This window comes from Acinetobacter sp. 826659, from assembly GCF_000588515.1.
In the GTDB taxonomy this organism is placed as follows: Bacteria; Pseudomonadota; Gammaproteobacteria; order Pseudomonadales; family Moraxellaceae; genus Acinetobacter; species Acinetobacter pittii.
Map to the genome: position 1 here is coordinate 89,978 of NZ_JFYD01000002.1, position 19,582 is coordinate 109,559.

The window sequence follows — 19,582 nt, forward strand, 5'->3', positions numbered from 1 at the left end:
AAAATGTATAAATTTCTAGCTGGATTCGGATCAATTGTACGTACGTTACTCATGGTGTTCAGCCATGCAACGCGTAAACGTGACACGATTTTATATCCAGAAGTTCCGGCTGAACAGATTGTGCCGCCACGCTTTCGTGGCCGTATCGTATTAACGCGTGACCCTGATGGGGAAGAGCGTTGCGTAGCATGTAACCTATGTGCGGTTGCATGTCCGGTTGGCTGTATTTCACTACAAAAAGCAGAAACAGAAGATGGTCGTTGGTATCCGGAGTTTTTCCGTATCAACTTCTCACGTTGTATTTTCTGCGGTATGTGTGAAGAAGCATGCCCAACAACTGCGATTCAGCTCACACCAGACTTCGAATTAGGCGAATATGTACGTCAAGACCTTGTTTATGAGAAAGAAAACTTACTCATTTCAGGTCCGGGCAAATACCCAGACTACAACTTCTACCGTGTAACGGGTATGGCAATTAACGGTAAAGAGAAAGGTCAAGCACAAAAAGAAAGTGCACCAATCGATGTGCGGAGTCTATTACCATGATGTGGCCGTTTTATTTGATGGCACTCGTGGCCATCGTTTCTACGGTTCGTGTAGTGACTAACACGAACCCTGTACACGCTCTACTTAGTCTAATTGTTTCATTGCTTGCTGTTGCTGGTATTTTCATGATCGTGGGGGCGCCTTTTGCAGGTGCTCTTGAAATCATTGTTTATGCCGGAGCAATTATGGTTCTGTTTGTCTTCGTGGTGATGATGCTTAACTTAGGTCAACACACCGTTGAACAAGAACGTAAATGGCTTTCTTCAGATGCTTGGGCATATCCAGCACTCATGAGTTTCTTACTCGGCTTGCTTTTAGTTTGGATGCTTGGTGGTGAATACACCACTATTTCAGCACCGCTTGGGGCACAAGTGATTGGACCAAAAGTAGTTGGTCAAGCACTCTTTACTCACTATTTATTATTGGTTGAAGTTGCCGCGATGTTATTGCTAGCAGCCCTTGTTGCAGCATACCACTTAGGTAAACGTGAACCAGGTGCAGAAGAGGAAAAAGAATAATGGGCCAGATTCCTTTAGAACATGGTTTGATTGTTGCAACCATCCTTTTTGCACTCGGTTTTTACGGTGTAATGGTGCGACGCAACCTATTATTTATGTTAATGAGCCTTGAAATCATGATGAATGCTGCAGCATTGGCATTTGTTCTTGCGGGTAGCGTATGGGCACAACCAGATGGGCAAGTGATGTTCATCTTGATTTTGACCCTTGCAGCAGCAGAGGCATGTATCGGTCTTGCGATTGTCCTTCAGTTCTATCATCGCTTCCATCATTTGGATGTGGATGCTGCTAGTGAGATGCGCGGATGAGTTATTTATATTTAACAGTATTATTTCCGCTAATCGGTTTTATTTTATTGGCGGCAGGACGAGACAAACTCTCTGAAAATGTTGCAGCAGTTATTGGTGTAGGTTCTGTAGGTTTATCTGCATTATTTGCACTCATTGCTGGAATGGAATTTACCACGAGTGGTCAGCAAGTTTTTGTTCAAAACTTGTGGACATGGTTCAATGTTGGCGGTTTTGCTCCGGGCATTAGCTTACATTTAGATGGCTTATCTTTACTCATGATGGGTATGATCACGGGTGTTGGTTTCTTAATCCACATCTTTGCATCATGGTACATGCGTGGTGAAGAGGGTTATGCGCGTTTCTTCTCTTATTTCAACCTGTTCGTTGCTAGCATGCTTGTGCTTGTATTAGGTGACAACTTAGCGTTGTTATTCTTGGGTTGGGAAGGCGTAGGTCTTTGCTCTTACTTGCTAATCGGTTTCTATTATGCAAACCCTGCAAATGGTTGGGCTGCGATCAAAGCGTTTACAGTGACCCGCGTTGGTGACGTATTCTTGCTTATTGCTTTATTCTTGCTTTACCAACAATTTGGTACGTTGAATACTCAGTACATCGTTGAACACGCAGCAGAAGTAATGACGAAGAGTTCGTCTCTTACGATCTGGACTGCATTAATGTTGTTCTTGGGTGCTGCTGGTAAATCTGCTCAAATTCCATTGCAAACATGGTTAGCAGATGCAATGGCAGGGCCAACACCTGTTTCTGCATTAATCCACGCTGCAACAATGGTAACGGCTGGGGTGTACTTATGCTGCCGTCTATTCAGCGTATTTGAACTTGCTCCTGAAGTGATGCAATTCATTTCGGTAACTGGCGCGGTAACTTTGTTAGTTGCAGGTTTTGCTGCACTTGTTCAAACAGACATCAAACGTATCTTGGCTTACTCAACAATGAGTCAGCTTGGCTATATGTTTATGGCTGTAGGTGCGGAAGCGTATCAAGCTGGCTTGTTCCATATGTTGGCTCACGCATTCTTTAAGGCATTATTATTCTTGTCTTCTGGTGCGGTTATTCTGGCTTATCACCACGAGCAAAACATTTTCAAAATGGGTGGTTTGTTCAAACGTAACAAATTCCTGTTTGCTTGTTTCGCGATTGGTGGCGGTGCATTAGCAGCGATTCCATTCTTGACTATTGGCTTCTTCTCTAAAGATGCGATTCTTGGTGAAGTTTGGGTACAAGGTCAATCAGTTGCTTTATATCACACCTTATATTGGGTGGGTGTAGCAGGTGCATTCCTGACTTCAATTTATACATTCCGTTTAATCTGGGTTGTATTCTTTGGTCAAGAAAATACCCCTTACCATGAGATTAAAGGTGCAACTTACTGGGCTCCATTGGGCATTTTAGCTGTATTGTCTACTTTTGTTGGTGCGGTATTAAAAGCACCGGTAGCAGGTATTCTGAATACTGCAAAAATTCCTGAATTCCATGTCGCTGAACAATTTGTGGAAGGCATGCATGGGGCAGAGCACTTAGCAGTAGGTATTGCACTAGTTGGTCTAGTTGTTGGTATAGCATTATTTACATTTGCTTATGGTGCAGTGAAATCATTCGCTCAAACAAGTTTGGGTTCAGGTTTGGCACATATTTGCCGTACCGCTTTTGGTTTTGATGCATTGTATGACATCGTTTTTGTTAAACCTTATTTATTCTTCGCCAAAATCTTTGGCCGTGATCCGATTGACGGTTTGTGGTTAGTTCTTCCTGCACTCGTGAAAGGCGGAAACAGTTTTACAAGCTCACGTCAAACAGGTTCATTGCGTGAATACGCATCAAGCATGTCACTCGGTGTAGTGGTGTTATTGATGATCTTGATCGTTATTCAGGTAGTGGGGAAATAAAATGGAAAACAATTTAATTTTACCCGCGCTGATCCTTGTTCCGTTCATTGCCGGTTTTATTTGTTGGTTAGTCGATAAGCTCGACAAAACTTTGCCACGCTGGATTGCCTTAATTGGTATGCTCATTACTTTGGGCTTAGGTCTTGCACTTTGGCAAAGTGGAACTTATAGCTACGAGTTGGGTTCTAAAATCCCAACTTGGTCTGCTGAGTTCTATTTACCGTGGATTCAATCACTCGGTATTGGCATTCACTTAGCTGTGGATGGTCTATCTTTACTCATGGTGTTATTAACAGCGTTACTTGGTGTACTTGCTGTTGGTTGTTCATGGGGCGAGATTCAAAAGAACGTTGGTTTCTTCCACTTAAACCTATTATGGAGTTTAGGTGGCGTTATCGGTGTATTCTTAGCGATTGACTTGTTCTTGTTCTTCTTCTTCTGGGAGATGATGCTTGTACCAATCTACTTCTTGATTGCGTTATGGGGTCATAAAGGTTCAAATGGTCGTTCACGTGTTTACGCTGCAACTAAGTTCTTCCTTTACACGCAGATTGCTGGTCTAGTGATGTTAATCGGTATCCTAGGTCTTGTAGTTTATGGCTACATGATGACAGGCATGATCGGTTTTGATTACAACTATTTATTAGCTGTAGCTAACCATTTACCTGCAGGCTTAGCGTACGGTTTCATGATCTGTTTCTTCATCGGTTTTGCGGTGAAGTTACCAGTATTCCCATTACACGGTTGGTTACCAGATGCACATGCTCAAGCACCTACAGCGGGTTCTGTAGACTTAGCGGGTATCTTGATTAAAACAGCTGCGTACGGCTTGCTTCGTTTTGTTATTCCATTCTTCCCGACAGCTTCTGCACAGTTTGCAGACATTGCGATTATTTTTGGTTTGATTGGTATTTTCTACGGCGCATGGTGTGCTTACCAGCAAACTGACATGAAACGTTTACTTGCGTATACGTCGATTTCACACATGGGCTTTATCTTACTTGCAATCTATGCAGGTAATATTTTGACCTTCCAAGGTCTAATGATCATGATGTTGGCACATGGTTTGTCATCAGCTGCATTGTTCATTATGTCTGGTCAAATCTACGAACGTTTACATACACGTGATTTACGTTTAATGGGTGGTCTTCGTGGCCAGCTTCAGTACTTGCCATTTTTCTTGATGTTCTTCGTTGCTGCTCTTGTAGGTGTACCGGGTTTAGGTAACTTTATTGGTGAATTCCTGATTTTGATGGGTTCATTTAATAAATATCCTGTCTTCACGATTCTTGCTTCTATCAGCCTTGTATTTGCAGGTTTATATGGCTTGATCTTGATTCACCGTGCTTTATTTGGTGAACCAAATCCTGAACAAAAGCAACATTACACTAGTCCATTGAAAGACTTATCTGCTCGTGAAGTTGGTATTTTGATGATTTGTGCGATTGGTCTCGTTTGGCTTGGTATCTACCCACAAACATTCTTGGATGTATCTCATTCAAGCATGCAGTGGTTGGTCAATAGTTATGTGCCAGTACAAGAAGTCGTTGAAACTGTTCAGCAAACAGCTACTCAACTTGACCATGTGGAGATCCAATAATCATGAACTTCACAGTATCATTCTCTACGCTTATGCCTTTAGCTCCGGTGATGATTGTTGCTTTGACAACAATCGTCGTCATGCTGTTAATTTCAATTAAGCGTAATCATAATTTAATCGCAACAGCCTCTGTTGTCGGTTTAAACCTTGCTGCACTTTATATTTTATTTGCAGTATTTGGCGGTAAGTTTGTACCGGCAAATGTGATGGGCATGTTTATGGTTGATCCATTTACCATGTTCTATCAATTTATGATTTTGATTGCGGCATTGGCATGTTGTACTTTGTCTCATGCTTACATCGAAACTTATAAAGACAACCGCGAAGAGTTATATCTTTTGTTACTTGCTTCAGTAGCAGGTGCAATGTTGATGGTTGCAAGCTCTCACTATGCATCGTTCTTCATTAGCCTTGAGTTAATGTCGATTCCTGTATATGGCTTACTTGCTTATACTTATCAACGCAGTAACTCACTTGAAGCGGGTATTAAGTACCTTGTACTTTCAGCGACAGCTTCTGCAATGTTGTTGATGGGTATGGCATATATCTATGCATATACAGGTTCGCTTTCATTCTATGATTCTGTACAAGCATTATTTGAAGCAATCAAACAGCCAATGGTGTTATTAGGTTTAGCACTTATTATCTTTGCTGTTGCATTTAAATTATCGCTTGCGCCGTTCCATAAATGGACACCAGATGTATATGCAGGTGCACCAGCGCCAATGGCAACTTTCTTAGCGACTGCTGCTAAAGTTGCAACAATTGGTTTGTTCGTGCGCTACATGCTTGCTTCAGGCGCAATGATGGTGAACTCGTTAGTAACTATTTTGACGATCATTGCTGTATTGTCGATTTTAGTTGGTAACTTACTCGCTGTTCGTCAAGTTAATTTGAAACGTATTCTTGGTTATTCATCTATTGCTCACTTTGGTTATTTGTTAATTGCTTTAATTAGCATGACTTATGCGAGCTTGGGTAGCGTAACTGTATATGTGGTGTCTTATGTATTAACTACTATCGGTGCCTTTGGTGCGGTAGCATTAATGTCTAGCCCATATAACAACGTAGATGAAGCACAAAGTCTTGCAGACTACCGTGGTTTGTTCTGGCGCCGTCCAGTACTTACAGCAACTTTAACAGTCATGATGTTGTCTTTGGCTGGTATTCCATTAACAGCAGGCTTCATTGGTAAGTTCTTGGTGGTAATGGCTGCTGTAACAACTCAACACTGGTTCTTAGCTGCAATGATTATTGTGGGTAGTGGTATCGGTTTGTACTATTACTTACGTGTGATGGTTGTAATGTATATGACACCACCAGAAACTCCTCGTATTGATGCAGATGCTCATTGGGGACAAAAAGTGGGTGGTTTAATGGTATTAGCTGCTGCTGCATTAGTTATTATTTTGGGTGTTTACCCAGATCCAATGATTAATTTGGCATTAAAAGCAGAAATTTTATCTCCATTACATTTCATGCTTTCACAACAGTAATTCTGGTGTACAAAAAAGCCTCCAAATCTGGAGGCTTTTTTTTATTGAGCGTTAAAAAAAGATTATAATAAATACGTTTTTATATTTTTAGGTAACATCTGTGGCCATTCAAGAAATTCGTCACCCACTTATTCGTCATAAATTAGGTTTGTTACGTCGTGCTGATATCAGTACTAAGAACTTCCGTGAGCTTGCTCAGGAAGTGACTATGTTATTGACGTATGAAGCAACAAAAGATTTGCCAGTTGTGGATTGTGAAATTGATGGATGGGCTGGAACTGTTACTACTCAGCGTATTGCTGGTAAAAAAATAACGATTGTACCGATTTTACGTGCCGGAATTGGTATGTTAGATGGCGTACTTAATCTAATTCCAAGCGCAAAAGTGAGTGTTTTAGGTCTTGAGCGTAATGAAGAAACATTAGAAGTTCGCACGTATTACAAAAAATTAGTTCCAGATGTGGCTAATCGTCTTGCGATGATTATTGACCCAATGCTAGCAACTGGTAATTCGTTAGTTGCTGCTATTGATGTGTTAAAGGCAAGTGGTTGTAAAGATATCCGTGTTATGGTGTTGGTTGCTGCTCCTGAAGGTGTTGCTAAAGTTGAAGCAGCTCATCCGGATGTACAAATTTATACGGCATCTATTGATAATGGCTTAAATGAACAAGGTTATATTGTTCCTGGCTTGGGTGATGCTGGCGATAAAATTTTTGGTAGTGTACAAAAAGATTAATTTTTTGAAATAGCATTAAAAAGAGACTTCATTCAACCGTATAATTTTAAAAACGGGATCGTGAGTCTCTTTTTTATTTATTGCAACAACTGGATTGGAAAAGTAGGGGAAAGATCATGAAGCAAGAGTTTTATACTGGATGGGTAAAACAATATAACGCTGATAAAGGGTTTGGTTTTATTGAAACTAGTGAAGGTGATATTTTCTTTCATATTTCTGATTTCCCTGCATCAGAGGGCGAACCGAAAAGAAATGAAAAAGTGAGATTTCTTGCTGCAGATAATCAGGGCAAATTTAAAGCGATCAAAATTGAGCGTGTTGACCCGAATCCTGCGAAAACCAAGAAAAATAAAATTGCGGATCACAATAAAGCGATCACAAGCGAATTGCTATCAAATTTTCGACGCTAATCAATGAAAAGATCAGGTTTTAAACCTGATCTTCACAGAATTGTAAGAATGCTTTGAGGCCTGGACCTTGATACTTTTGACGGTGTACCAGCATATAAAGCGGACGCGTAAGCTGCCAGAATGGTGTATCTAAAATTACTAATTGTCCCTTTTCAATTAAAGGTTCAATGGCAAGTTTAGAAATACATGACATACCTAAACCACCAGCAACGATTTTTAAAATTGCTTCATTGTGACCTAGGGTTAAGCGAATATTCGCGTCTGGCAGATCTTGCAATATCGCATTATCAAATACTTCACGAGTCCCTGAGCCTTCTTCACGTAAAATCCATTCGACTTGAAGAAAATCATGCGCTGTTAGAGGTCTATTTAAACGTGCTAACGGGTGATTTGGGGCACAGCAAACCGCAAGCTCATCATCACGCCAATGAATACATTGGAGTTGAGGTAAATGACATGATCCCTCAATTAAAGCTAAATCAAGTTGGAATTGATTGACTGCTTCAATCATTTGGCGTGTATTGCCCACTTGTAATTGCAAATGTGCTTTAGGATGATGCTGTAAAAAGTTTGCCATTAAATCTGGCATGAGGTAATCACTAATCGTTAAAGTGGCCCCAATACGTAAATCAATACTTTGCAATTCACCTTTTGCAGCTTGCTCAAAAGCTTCACAGCGACCTAATATCTCTAAGGCTTGTGGCAATAGAAAACGACCTAAATCATTAAGTTGTAATCGTTTACCTAAACGATCAAAGAGAGGAGCACCAAGGCCATCCTCTAAATCAGCTAAAGCCATACTTGCTGCACTTTGCGTCAGTCTGACCGCATCGCTGGCTTTGGTGACAGTTCCTTCTTGAGCGACTGCTACAAAAACAGCCAACTGGCGTAATGTCATGCGCATGTTTAAAAAGCCTTAACGTTTAAAAGTATTCATTATTTCGGCTGTCATGCTAACATGAGCGCACTATTTCATGCCACGTTGAAATCATGTCAATTGAAAAATTTAGCGTAGAAAAAGTTTTATCTGTACACCGCTGGACTCCAACTCTTTTTAGTTTCACCATGACTCGCCCTGCACATTTTAAATTTACTGCTGGGCAATTCGCACGTATTGGGCTAAAAGTTGGAGAGGAACTTGTTGTTCGTGCTTATTCGGTAGTTTCATCACCATTTGATGAAACGCTTGAGTTTTTTTCGATTGTGGTACCAGACGGTGCATTTACGTCAAATCTTCAACATTTAAAGGTAGGAGACGAGCTTTATTTAGAAAAAATACCTTATGGTTATTTGACTTTAGCTCGCTATCAACAACCTTTACCACATGATTTATGGTTATTGGCAACAGGTACAGGTTTAGCTCCATTTTTATCGATGCTACAAGACTTCGATACATGGTCTAAATATCAAAAAATTAATTTGGTCTACAGTGTCCGTACCGCAGCTGAGTTAGCTTATGTTGATCGTATTCAAGAGATTGCTGAAACTTTTGGAGAAGGACACGAAGGCTTCAAATTTATTCCAATTATTACGCGTGATCCATCTGCACCACTACATGAGCGTTTACCGATTCTGATTGAAAGCGGCGAACTAGAAAAATTTGCTGGTATAGAACTGAACCCTGCTACAAGCCACGTCATGCTTTGTGGAAATCCGCAAATGGTAGATGACACTAAAGAGGCTTTAAAGCGCCGTGGTTTGACGATGAATCGTCGAGGTGAGGGAAATATTGCGGTAGAAAATTACTGGTAATAAATTGCGGTGAAAACAACTTTATAATTAATTTTATGGATATGTTTATTAGTGGACAAACATATCCATAAATTCGCGAATTTCTGAAATTGCGCTATCTACATCGGTTGAAAGCCAAGTTGGCTCAAAAAGACCTGCATAATGTTCCAAACGATCTTGTGGAACGACTAAGCGAACAGGACAGTCTTCTTCTAGTAAGCGCCAAGGTAAAATCGGAACATCATTGTCCAGAAAAATATTGATATTACGAATATCAACAATCATGGCATTAATGCAGTCAGGAAATGGCATGACGGAAAATTCTTCAGTACGGCGACGAAAATACTCTAAATCACCCCATTTGAGTTCATAACTTGGTTTATTAAATTCAATAATACCAATGAGATGTTCGTCTCTCGTCTGATGTATATAACATTGATGTGTGACGTCAGTGTCGAGATCAAGTGTTACGTTTTGCTGACGATACATCATAAAATAGAGCAGCTTTAAAACAAGGGGGCTTATTATAGCCTATTTTATAAAAAGTAAGCGCTAAAACATATTGTATTACAAATAGAACATTAAAGAAGCTCGAGTATAACTCGTTATTATTTTTAAATGGCTAAATAATTTTGCCTAAATTTTATACTGTTTTTATGATTTTAATAGTAGAGTTTTGCAAACACAGACACCTTAGCATAATGCTTTTTCACACAATGCAACAAACCAAATTGCTATGATGATTATAAAGTTAATGATAAAAGAAGAGGGGAAAGAAGATGCATGATTTTTCAAAACCACCTCATGTGACGAGTCCTGAAGAAACTGCGAAAAAAAGAAGATTGCCAGTTTACATTTTAATTATTGTTGGGCTTTTTCTTATTGCACTGATCGTCTACATGGTTGCTGATCACAGCAAAACACCTAAAGAAGAAGCCGCTTTTCAACATGAGGCCACACCACATGTCATTAAGAGCACTTCAGATTTGAATATTTATAAAGGGTAATAAGCTAACCAGTATATCTTTATAGAAAGCCTTTAGGACGTGACCTGAAGGCTTTTTTTGCAACCTTTTGCATCAATTTGTTGTATTTATGCAGAACTGTGTTGATTAGAAAATATTCAAAACATAAGGTGAGATAGACCGCATTCATCGTCATTTTTAACAACGAAAAGTGTTTTCACTATTGATAGCACTGAAAAGAACATAACAATTGAGGACATAACAATATGAATGAATTTTTTGATGGGCCTCGCGGCGCTCAGTTTGATGCGATGTATTACTGGGATCAGTTTCATCCTATTTTAGCTGCAATCGTCATCTTACTGGTTGGCTGGATAATCGCTTTATTAGTTGCGGCAGGGGTAAAAAAACTTCTGCAAAAAGTAAATACCAATGCAAAATTATCTTCAGCAACTGGGCGTGCTCCAAACATAGAAGGTCTTATTTCAAAAGTCGTATTCTGGTTTATTCTAATCTTAGCTGTTGTCGCAGCTCTCAATGTACTTAACATTAGTGGAGTAAGTGGCCCGTTCAGCAATATGGTGAATCAGGTACTCGTCTATATTCCAAATATTATTGCTGCTGTTGTGGTGGGTTTTATTGGTTGGATCGTTGCTCGACTGGTGCGAGCGGGGGTGACCAATGTTTTATCCCGAACTCAACTCGATGATAAGTTAAGCAGTGAAGTGGGTGTAGGTGGAATTAGCCAGAATATTGGTGAAATTCTTTACTGGCTTGTATTGTTACTTTTCCTTCCGATTGTTCTTTCAATATTAGGATTAACAGGCTTACTGATTCCAGTTCAAAATATGGTAAATGATGCTGTAGCATTCTTACCAAATATCTTTATTGCTGGTGTTATCGTTTTTGTTGGTTATATCTTGGCAAAAATTGTACGCGGTATTGTTGAAGGTTTAGTAAATAGCTTAGGTCTTCAGGCTCAAGCTGAAAAAATTGGTCTTTTCAAAAGCTCTAATGTAGGCAAATTCTTAGGTTCATTTGTTTTTGCAATCATCATTATTACAACATTGATTGTAGCGTTTGAAGCTTTAGGCATTGAGACAATTTCTCAGCCAGCAACAGCTATGCTCAATGAGATCTTGCAGGCGATTCCAAACATTATTGCTGCTGGTTTAATTCTACTGGTTGCTTATATTGTTTCTCGTTTTGTTGGCCGCTTAGTTGCAGAATTAATTGCAGGTACAGGTGTTGATGAAATTCCTGCAAAGTTAGATGTACAACGCTTTTTAGGTCAAACTAAAGTTTCTAACGCAGTTGGCTGGTTAATTGTATTCTTTACTATGCTATTTGCAGTTTCTGAAGCTGCGGATCGTCTTGGTTTCGATCAAATTAGTGGTCTAATTGCAATGTTTATCCATTTCGGTGCAAACATTCTATTGGGCGCTGTGATCTTGGTTATTGGTTTCTGGCTTGCCAATGTTGTGGCGAACGTGGTTCAACGCGGCGAATATAATAGCTCGCGTTGGTTAGGTAGTTTAGTTCGTGTGTTAATTATTGGTCTTGTACTTGCGCTTGGTTTAAGAGCGATGGGTATTGCAGATTCGATCGTTAACCTTGCATTTGGTTTGACTCTAGGCGCAGTTGCAGTTGCTTTCGCTCTTGCATTTGGTTTGGGTGGTCGCCAACCAGCAGAAAGACTGTTGAGTGATTTGTTAGATAAAGCTAAAAAAGAAGCTAATGAACCAAATCCTCTGTATCAACCGCCTTCTACTACGACCACAAGCAGTCCATCTACTGGTAGCTCATCTGCAACTACGAGTTCGTCAACATCTACAGTTGCACCAACGACTACAACCTCACCATCAACGGTTTCATCTGATGCAAAACCTGCTGATTCTGCACAAGTAAATCCAGCAGAACCACCAGTAAATAAACCGTTTGGATCTACTGGAGAAAATGACGAAATTTAGTAAGTAAAACTAATTTTCAGATAAACCGTACAAAAAATCTTTGATTTTTGTGATAAGTTCGACCACTCTATATTGAGTGGTCGTTCTTTTTAGACGTTATAAAAACAAATAAGTGAGGAAAATACGATGAAGAAACCAGGTCGTTTTTTAGCACCGATTGTCATTGCGGGAATTACGGTAGGTTTTTTAGCAAGTGCTTATAAATTTGTATTTAACAAATCTAATTCATCAAAACAGACAACAACTCATACACGTAATTCTGAAAAATCATCAAATGATTCGAAAGCCTCAAATTAGCTTATTGATCATTTAAACGTATTGTGCTGCTGCATAAGCAGAAGACCAAGCCCATTGGAAGTTATAACCTCCTAAATGGCCAGTCACATCAAGTACTTCCCCAATAAAAAACAGTCCTTTCTGCTTTTTACTTTCCATGGTTTTGGAAGATACTTCACTTGTATCAACTCCGCCTAAAGTAACTTCGGCAGTACGATAGCCTTCTGTGCCTGATGGTTTGACGGTAAAACCATGTAGTTGCTCGGCAATATGACCTAGCTGTGCATCACTGATATTACCAATCGCTGTCTCGCTCTGCTCTGCCCATATAAGTTGTTGTAACTCTTGTACAATACTTTTTGCCGTAAATTCATTCAGAAGAGTACGCAATAAAACTTTAGGTTGGGCTTTCTTTTTGTCTTTTAAATAATTTGCTAAATCTTGGCTCGGGAAAAAGTCAATTTTAAAACTTTCACCAGTATTCCAATAGTTTGAAAGCTGTAAAGAACTTGGACCACTCAAACCACGATGCGTAAACAATAATGCTTCAGTAAAGCTATTCTTCGAGTTACTTAGAGTCACATCTAAAGCATTACCACTTAGGCGTGTAGTGACTTCTTTAATATGATCTGAAAAAGTAAATGGGACTAAACCTGCACGAGTTGGATAAACTTGATGTCCAAATTTTTGTGCCAGTTCATAGCCAAATCCAGAACCACCCAAAGTTGGAATGGATAAACCACCTGTAGCAACCACTAATGACTCACAGCTAAATCGGCCTTGGTTTGTGTGTACAGTAAAACCGCCTTTTTCTAATGGGTCAATCTGTACAGCTTCACATTGAGTTTGGATATCAACATTATTGGTTTTATTACATTCACTCACTAGCATCTCTAGAATTTCTTTAGCGCCGTTTAGCGTGAATAATTGCCCGTGTTTTCGTTCTTCATAAGCAATTTTATAATCACATACCAAACCGATAAAGTCCCAGTTGCTATAGCGTGATAGGGCAGAAATAACGAAGTGTGGATTATGAGAAATATAGTTGTCAGGCTCTACATACAGGTTGGTAAAGTTACACTTGCCACCGCCCGACATTAAAATCTTTTTACCAATTTTATTGGCTTTTTCTAAAATTAAAACCGAGCGCCCTCGTTTAGCAGCATGTGCAGCCAACATGAGTCCAGAAGCACCTGCACCTAAGACAATGACATCAACATGACTGTTAGACATAAGAGATTCTCGATTAATCGTGAAAATTTAAAAGGGGCATATACTATCATGCCGAGCCTTAGTCATGCTAAAGACATTTACTGCTATGCGGAGTAATGTGCACTAAAAACTAATTAGTTATTGATGTGTTTTATTTCTTATATCTGCCTGTAAACCACCTGAATGGATTGCCAGAATGCGAGTTCCCTCAGCAAAGTAATTATTCTTTATAAGATCAAACAGACCAAACATCATCTTTCCTGTATAGATCGGTTCAAGTGGTACCGCATGTTGCTCTTCAAAACTTTCTATAAATGCCAATAACTCGGGTGAAGTTTTTGCATACCCACCACAGCAGTATGCATCTGTCACAGACCAGTTCTGTTTTTTGGTCCACTGCTGAATTTCTTGTTGTAAAAAATCACCTTTTAAAGCCGAAAATCCTAAAACCTTTTGATGCGGTGCGCTTCGTTCAATGAGCCCCGAAATCGTTCCACCAGTTCCGACTGCACAGCAAATCACATCATATTGATTTAAATCGCTTTGACTGAGAATTTCCTGACAACCTTGAACTGCTAATTCATTGGTGCCGCCTTCGGGAATAATGAAAGTTTCAGGAAATTGATGCTGTAATTGTTGAAGATAATTTGCCTCATCTTTCAAGCGATATTCATTGCGTGAGACAAAATGTAGATGCATTCCTAAACTTTGAGCTTTTGCTAAGGTTGGATTCAGAGGTTTGTCAGCTAACTCTTCACCACGAATAATTCCAATACTTCTTAAGCCAAAAAGATGAGCGGCATAGGCAGTCGCGGCAATATGGTTGGAATAAGCGCCACCAAAAGTCAAAATGCTCGATAAACCTTGTTGTTTTGCGACAAACAGATTGTATTTTAGTTTGAAAAATTTATTGCCCGAAATTTGAGGATGAACTAGATCTAACCGCTTAATGTCGAGATGAACTAAAGAGGGGAGTTCAATATGCTGATAGGAAACAGGTTGGGCAATGTGATCAAACATTAGAAATTGAGAAAAATAATGATTGATCACATTGTAGCTTTTTAAATAGAGCTTTAAAAAGCTGTTTACGAACTTGTATCGACAGAAGTAATCACTGACATGCCAGGGCGTAAGTGTTCCATTCCTTCTTGATTTGGATCAATGGTAATGCGTACGGCAATTCTTTGAACGACTTTGGTAAAGTTTCCTGTTGCATTGTCAGGCTTTAATACACTGAACTCAGAACCCGCAGCAGGTGAGATCTGTTCAACATGTCCTGTAAATTTTTTATGTTTCATAGCGTCGACTGTAAACCATGCTTTTTGGCCAATCCGCATATTGGCAATTTGGGTTTCTTTAAAGTTGGCAATCACCCAAGTTTGCTGTGGAATCAGATAGAGTAATTGTGACCCTGCTGCTACATATTGCCCAACACGAGGGTTCACCTCACCAAGTTGACCATCCATTGGAGCAACAATAACGCTATAGTCTTTGGTAGTTTGTGCCTGATCTAGTTGTGCCTTAGCACTTGAGACTTGTGCTTCTAAGCCAGCTTCTGCAACCTGCGCCGTTTTAAGTGCTTCTTTGGCAACTAAAACATTGGCTTCTGCCTGCTTCAGTGCTGCAAGGTTATTTTCAGCATCTGCTGCGGCTTTATCCTGCTCAGATTTAGAGGCTGCGCCACTATTTCCTAACTGTTGATAGCGTCTAAGCTGTGCTAAAGAAAGTTCATATTGAGCTTTAACTTGTTCAACTTTAGCCTGTGCAGCCACAATATCAGCTTGTTTTTGAGCAATAGACTGTGTCTGATTGGCTAAAGTATTTTTAGCTTGTTCAACTCCAGAAGCCGCTTGCGTTACTTTTTGGTCGTAGGTGGTTGCATCAATATGCATTAATACTTGACCCTTTTTAACGTGGTCAAAGTCCTTAACTAATACATCTTTAACATAGCCATTAATTTGCGACGATAAAATCGTTGTTTTACCTTTAACATAACTATTGTCAGTTTGCTGAATGCTCGTTGCGAAGGGTCCGATTCTCCATGCCCACAAAATCACTAAAATACCAACAATGAGCACAACTAGCATCCATAATAAAGTTGAGCGTTTTGTTGGAATCAGTTTGCTCGCGGGTGCCGGTTCGTTAGATGGAGCGGGAGCTGCTTGAGGTGGAGCTTGTTCCGGTTTGTTTTGATCATCTGACATATATCAATCTCAATTTCTATTTCATCAATAAAGAAGCCATTAAGGACGGATAATTCCTCTACGTTGTAGATATTTACTTCGTGCAATATTAAAACCACCCCACAAGAGTAGTGCGACAGCAAAAATACCGTTTAATGCAATAACGTCATTGTAGGCACGCACTTGCGCTTCACGAGTGACCACTTGATTAAGTGAGCGCATGGATTGGGCTGTTTGTAATGCTGGGTCAGTAGTCGTAACTGATGCACTGCGTTGATATGTAGAGAGCCTTTGAGCAACTAGAGGATCTGCTTGTTCCAAATCTTTAATAATCTCGACTTGATAGTTTTGTGTGCGGTGTTGTTGATAGGTCGAGAAGAAAGAAGACCCCACAAGACCACCAAAGGTTTGAGTTGCAGAGAACAGCACAATAAAAGTCACCACATACGAAGGGCCTTTAGCCAATGTTTGCGCAAAGCCAATCAGGAGCAATGGTCCAATAAATAAACCACCTGCAAAGCCTACTAAAAACTGACTTGCAAAGAAGTTAACAGGTCGGACATCACTGGTTAAGTGATAATCTAATCCACACGCGACTAAAATTAAAAATTCTGCAAAAAGTAAGTGGAAGATAATCCGTTCGCGTGAAAAAGTCAGTGCGCTAAAAAGTGTTCCGCTTAAAATCCCCACCAGAATGACAACATAGAGTGGAACAAATTGGTCTGGACCCATCCCCATTGTTTTTAAGAAGTTAACAGCTGCATAACTTTGTTCTGACATTAAAAGCCGGATAGCAAAAGCACCAAAAATGAAACGTAGAGTTGAAGCAGCACCTAACCAACGAGTCATAATTAATGGATTGGCACGATAGTGTTCATAGAGCAAACCAAGAACAACTAAGCTAAAACCTGCAATTAATACATAAGCAAGCCATTGGCTATTAAACCACCATAAAATTGGGCCCTGTGTGAGCACAATACATAAACAGGCAAAGCCGGGAGCGAGTAAAGCAAAGGTGAAAAAGTCTTGCTTCTCAAAAACGTAAATTCTTAAGCTACGTGGTAATTTCAATGAAACGACCATGGCTAAACAACAAAGTGCTAAGCCGAGCTCAAAAGTGTAAAGAACAGACCAACTGTCTGTATTTACAAGAAATGGAGAAATAATCCAAGCTAATGGTACACCGAGTTGCTGAAAGCCGAAGGCAATATATATTCCCTTTGCCATGTCTGCTTTTTTAAAAGCTTGCATGGTGTAATACATCCCTAAGGAGCTTGGGGGACCCCCACCCAACCCTGCCACAACTCGAGCGAATAGTGCCATTTCATAGGTATGCACAAAAATATGTAATACCAAAACCGCAATAAAAATCACCAGTCCTATTTCTGAAAATACTCTCAGGCCATACTGTTGACGGGCTTTAAACAAAATCAGGTTTGAGCTAACGTTTGCCATAACATAGGCTGCAGGTAGCCAAGCAGCTTCAGATGGAGTCAGTCCATATTCACCTTGAATTAAGGGTAAGTTTGCCGTAATAAAACCATTACTTAAGCTTGCTGAAAGAGCGACAAATAAACCGATAAAAAAGTATATAAATCGTTTAGGTACAGAATGTGCAATAGCTGCCGGTGAGCCAGGTAAAGTCGGTTGCTCTTCTGGGGTCCAGTCGGGTGGTGTTTCTAAGTAACGAGGCGTTTTACTCATTCTATCCCTCGAATTTTTTGTATTTGAATACCATGAAATAGTAATTCAATTGCTCGTTTTGCTAAGCGAGTCTGTTCTTCTTGCTCATGTCCTTGAAATGAAGAACCCAACATTGCTGTGACCATTGCATAGTCATCAGCAGTTAGATCAGCTCGGCACAATTTTTGTTCTATCGCATTTTCAATCAGTGGGTTAAGTGCATTATTTCGCCGTTCATAAATTTTTAACATAATTGGATCTTGTCGATCAATCACTCTCCAAAAATCTTGCAAAATTGCGAGTTTGGGAAGTTGCCCAATATGTCCTTCAATTAAACGAAATAAACCATCTTCGAATTGTTGAAAATGAGCTGCTTTTTGCTCTAGCTGTGTAATCGCACGTTCTAAAAGTGCACTAATTAAAGCTTTTCGATCACAAAAGTTACGGTAGAACGTCGCTCTGCCGACCCCAGCGTGGTCAATCACAACTTGTAAGGGAACATTAATGCCATGAATACGAAAACATTCTTCGGCTGCATTGAGTAATTCATCCCGATTATGGGCAGCAATTTTTTGACGTTTACTCATGTCATCGGTTTGGGGAGTTCGAAAGGTTATATATTTAACGGACATTTTTGTCCGTTGTGAAGATTTAAATTGTAATAACATGAAAATTCAATTTTCATCATTTATATCTTCGCCATTTTTATATGTGTCACAAAAAGCTGTTAGAATACCGCGCAATTGCGTGATGCTAGGTCAATACAATGTTTGAGTCCCTTATTCCTCTTTTTTCAATTGCGATGGCATTGATGCTTGGAGCAATAAGTCCTGGGCCAAGCTTTATTTATGTTGCACAAAATTCAATTTCTAAATCACGTAAACATGGGTTGTTTACCGCTTTAGGGACGGGGACAGGTGCAGCACTTTTTGGTCTATTAGCAGTTATGGGATTGCAAGCAGTTTTATTGGCGGTGCCTTCTGCTTATCTAATTTTAAAAATTGGTGGTGGTCTATATTTGCTTTGGCTGGCTTTTAAAATTATTAAACATGCTAAAGAACCAATTGCGATGGAAAACGATGGCAAATCGAAAATGACCTATAAGCAGGCATATCGATATGGCTTAATTACCCAGTTAAGTAATCCAAAAATCGCAGTCGTGCTAGCGAGTGTATTTACTGCTTTGTTGCCAAAAGAAATTCCAAATTATTACTACGTCGCATTACCAGTGATTTGTTTTATGATTGATGCGGGTTGGTACTCATGTGTGGCAATGCTGCTCTCTTCAGAGAAGCCTAGAACAATGTACTTAAAAGCAAAAACTGCCGTTGACCGAGTAGCTGGAAGTATTGTGAGCGTATTAGGCTTAAAGTTAATTTTCTTCAAATGATAAGTCTTTAATTAAAATATCTAAAAAATTCAAAGCCAGCTATTTATAGTCTGGCTTTATTTTTGCGTAAAATATATACAAATTGAAATATCTTTTTTAGCACTTAAACACTTTAAAAGTGGTAACTTAATAAATAAAACAAAAAGAAATGAGGATCACGTTATGAAAAAACTAATGGTGAGCATTTCTGTAGTTTTTCTCATCTTAACTACAGGATGTGAGATGAGAACGATGAGCAAGCAACAGCCAGCAAATGAGCGGACCATGAGTATTGTGGGTACTCCGGTTCATGAAAAGGATTATAAAATTTCCGATATACAAGTGAATAATCATGAGCAAGCTAACTATTAAGTTACTTGCTGGATGTGCAACTTACTGTGTTTTGAATATGGTAAGTGCATGTGAGCCTGCTTCTTTAGATTGGGAGCTTTTTCAGGAAAAATATGATTTAAATCATGATGGCATGTATAGCCAAAAAGAATTTCAACGGGTTGAAGACTTTTATCCTTATAACTGGCCGAGTGATAAACGTTTTCAAGGTGAAAACAAGCAGACAGAGCTATTTCATTATTTAGATGAAAATAAGAATGGCTATTTAACAAATGAAGAGTTGGGAAATATACACGTTTTATTTAATAACCCTTGCGAAGGGTGGCCGTGGTCCTAATTTAG

Annotated in this window: 22 protein-coding genes; 15 read left to right on the forward strand and 7 right to left on the reverse strand. The window is 39.5% G+C overall.

All coding sequences use genetic code 11. The features are described 5' to 3' along the window. Nucleotides 1-3: 3 nt before the first annotated feature. The 8 genes from nuoI (at nucleotide 4) to J663_RS04940 (ending at nucleotide 7,500) form a co-directional block, all read left to right on the forward strand. Nucleotides 4-546 carry an NADH-quinone oxidoreductase subunit NuoI gene (gene nuoI, locus J663_RS04905; protein WP_002120012.1) on the forward strand — a complete coding sequence of 181 codons (543 nt, stop codon included), beginning with the start codon at nucleotides 4-6 and terminating at the stop codon, nucleotides 544-546. Beyond that, on the forward strand, nucleotides 546-1,064 hold the full coding sequence (nuoJ, locus tag J663_RS04910; protein WP_014205902.1) for an NADH-quinone oxidoreductase subunit J: 519 nt from the start codon (nucleotides 546-548) through the stop codon (nucleotides 1,062-1,064). Before nuoI ends, nuoJ begins: the two co-directional genes overlap by 1 nt. After that, nucleotides 1,064-1,372, forward strand: coding sequence for an NADH-quinone oxidoreductase subunit NuoK (gene nuoK, locus J663_RS04915; RefSeq protein ID WP_000529822.1), 309 nt, complete (start codon nucleotides 1,064-1,066; stop codon nucleotides 1,370-1,372). Before nuoJ ends, nuoK begins: the two co-directional genes overlap by 1 nt. Then, the gene (nuoL, locus tag J663_RS04920) at nucleotides 1,369-3,258 is read left to right on the forward strand and encodes an NADH-quinone oxidoreductase subunit L (protein WP_032070527.1); all 1,890 of its coding nucleotides are present in this window, start codon (nucleotides 1,369-1,371) and stop codon (nucleotides 3,256-3,258) included. The genes nuoK and nuoL overlap by 4 nt, the downstream gene beginning before the upstream one ends. Before the next feature lies 1 nt (nucleotide 3,259). Next, complete coding sequence (nuoM, locus tag J663_RS04925; RefSeq protein ID WP_002120006.1) at nucleotides 3,260-4,858, forward strand: NADH-quinone oxidoreductase subunit M; 1,599 nt, start codon at nucleotides 3,260-3,262, stop codon at nucleotides 4,856-4,858. A 2-nt stretch (nucleotides 4,859-4,860) separates the two neighbouring features. After that, nucleotides 4,861-6,354 carry an NADH-quinone oxidoreductase subunit NuoN gene (gene nuoN / locus J663_RS04930; RefSeq protein WP_002120035.1) on the forward strand — a complete coding sequence of 498 codons (1,494 nt, stop codon included), beginning with the start codon at nucleotides 4,861-4,863 and terminating at the stop codon, nucleotides 6,352-6,354. Nucleotides 6,355-6,454: 100 nt separating this feature from the next. Then, on the forward strand, nucleotides 6,455-7,090 hold the full coding sequence (gene upp / locus J663_RS04935) for a uracil phosphoribosyltransferase (RefSeq protein WP_002120045.1): 636 nt from the start codon (nucleotides 6,455-6,457) through the stop codon (nucleotides 7,088-7,090). 116 nt (nucleotides 7,091-7,206) lie between these two features. Next, a complete protein-coding gene (locus J663_RS04940; RefSeq protein WP_005071069.1) occupies nucleotides 7,207-7,500 on the forward strand; it encodes a cold shock domain-containing protein in 294 nt (97 codons plus the stop codon). 19 nt (nucleotides 7,501-7,519) lie between these two features. Here J663_RS04940 and gigC read toward each other — a convergent pair whose 3' ends face one another. After that, the gene (gene gigC / locus J663_RS04945; RefSeq protein ID WP_002120024.1) at nucleotides 7,520-8,404 is read right to left on the reverse strand and encodes a LysR family transcriptional regulator GigC; all 885 of its coding nucleotides are present in this window, start codon (nucleotides 8,402-8,404) and stop codon (nucleotides 7,520-7,522) included. 86 nt (nucleotides 8,405-8,490) lie between these two features. On the opposite strand from gigC, the gene J663_RS04950 reads away from it, so the two are divergent. Further along, nucleotides 8,491-9,252, forward strand: a complete 762-nt coding sequence (locus tag J663_RS04950; protein WP_033848216.1) for a ferredoxin--NADP reductase — start codon at nucleotides 8,491-8,493, stop codon at nucleotides 9,250-9,252. Between the two features lie 48 nt (nucleotides 9,253-9,300). Here the strand turns inward: J663_RS04950 and J663_RS04955 are convergent, their stop codons facing one another. Then, nucleotides 9,301-9,720: a hypothetical protein gene (locus tag J663_RS04955; protein ID WP_014205905.1), complete on the reverse strand. Its 420-nt coding sequence runs from the start codon at nucleotides 9,718-9,720 to the stop codon at nucleotides 9,301-9,303. A gap of 290 nt (nucleotides 9,721-10,010) precedes the next feature. Here J663_RS04955 and J663_RS04960 point away from each other — a divergent pair, with 290 nt between their 5' ends. From J663_RS04960 to J663_RS18800, 3 genes are all read left to right on the forward strand, one after another. Next, nucleotides 10,011-10,238 carry a hypothetical protein gene (locus tag J663_RS04960; protein ID WP_005803268.1) on the forward strand — a complete coding sequence of 76 codons (228 nt, stop codon included), beginning with the start codon at nucleotides 10,011-10,013 and terminating at the stop codon, nucleotides 10,236-10,238. 224 nt (nucleotides 10,239-10,462) lie between these two features. After that, a complete protein-coding gene (locus tag J663_RS04965; RefSeq protein WP_033848219.1) occupies nucleotides 10,463-12,166 on the forward strand; it encodes a mechanosensitive ion channel in 1,704 nt (567 codons plus the stop codon). A gap of 126 nt (nucleotides 12,167-12,292) precedes the next feature. Then, on the forward strand, nucleotides 12,293-12,463 hold the full coding sequence (locus tag J663_RS18800; protein WP_000742879.1) for a hypothetical protein: 171 nt from the start codon (nucleotides 12,293-12,295) through the stop codon (nucleotides 12,461-12,463). A 12-nt stretch (nucleotides 12,464-12,475) separates the two neighbouring features. Here the strand turns inward: J663_RS18800 and J663_RS04975 are convergent, their stop codons facing one another. The 5 genes from J663_RS04975 to J663_RS04995 form a co-directional block, all read right to left on the reverse strand. Next, nucleotides 12,476-13,675, reverse strand: coding sequence for an NAD(P)/FAD-dependent oxidoreductase (locus J663_RS04975; RefSeq protein WP_033848221.1), 1,200 nt, complete (start codon nucleotides 13,673-13,675; stop codon nucleotides 12,476-12,478). Between the two features lie 117 nt (nucleotides 13,676-13,792). Further along, on the reverse strand, nucleotides 13,793-14,674 hold the full coding sequence (locus J663_RS04980; RefSeq protein WP_033848223.1) for a 1-aminocyclopropane-1-carboxylate deaminase/D-cysteine desulfhydrase: 882 nt from the start codon (nucleotides 14,672-14,674) through the stop codon (nucleotides 13,793-13,795). Nucleotides 14,675-14,739: 65 nt separating this feature from the next. After that, nucleotides 14,740-15,858 carry an HlyD family secretion protein gene (locus J663_RS04985; protein ID WP_033848225.1) on the reverse strand — a complete coding sequence of 373 codons (1,119 nt, stop codon included), beginning with the start codon at nucleotides 15,856-15,858 and terminating at the stop codon, nucleotides 14,740-14,742. Between the two features lie 39 nt (nucleotides 15,859-15,897). Continuing rightward, nucleotides 15,898-17,541, reverse strand: coding sequence for an MFS transporter (locus J663_RS04990; protein WP_033848227.1), 1,644 nt, complete (start codon nucleotides 17,539-17,541; stop codon nucleotides 15,898-15,900). Beyond that, the gene (locus J663_RS04995; RefSeq protein WP_033848725.1) at nucleotides 17,538-18,107 is read right to left on the reverse strand and encodes a TetR/AcrR family transcriptional regulator; all 570 of its coding nucleotides are present in this window, start codon (nucleotides 18,105-18,107) and stop codon (nucleotides 17,538-17,540) included. The genes J663_RS04990 and J663_RS04995 overlap by 4 nt, the downstream gene beginning before the upstream one ends. A gap of 179 nt (nucleotides 18,108-18,286) precedes the next feature. Between J663_RS04995 and J663_RS05000 the strand changes: the two genes are divergently transcribed. The 3 genes from J663_RS05000 to J663_RS05010 all read left to right on the forward strand — a co-directional run bounded on the left by J663_RS05000 (nucleotide 18,287) and on the right by J663_RS05010 (nucleotide 19,577). After that, the gene (locus tag J663_RS05000) at nucleotides 18,287-18,910 is read left to right on the forward strand and encodes a LysE family translocator (protein ID WP_005071049.1); all 624 of its coding nucleotides are present in this window, start codon (nucleotides 18,287-18,289) and stop codon (nucleotides 18,908-18,910) included. 162 nt (nucleotides 18,911-19,072) lie between these two features. Further along, complete coding sequence (locus tag J663_RS19465) at nucleotides 19,073-19,261, forward strand: NF038215 family lipoprotein (protein WP_005302999.1); 189 nt, start codon at nucleotides 19,073-19,075, stop codon at nucleotides 19,259-19,261. Continuing rightward, nucleotides 19,242-19,577, forward strand: a complete 336-nt coding sequence (locus J663_RS05010) for an EF-hand domain protein (RefSeq protein WP_033848229.1) — start codon at nucleotides 19,242-19,244, stop codon at nucleotides 19,575-19,577. The genes J663_RS19465 and J663_RS05010 overlap by 20 nt, the downstream gene beginning before the upstream one ends. The last annotated feature ends 5 nt before the right edge of the window (nucleotides 19,578-19,582 follow it).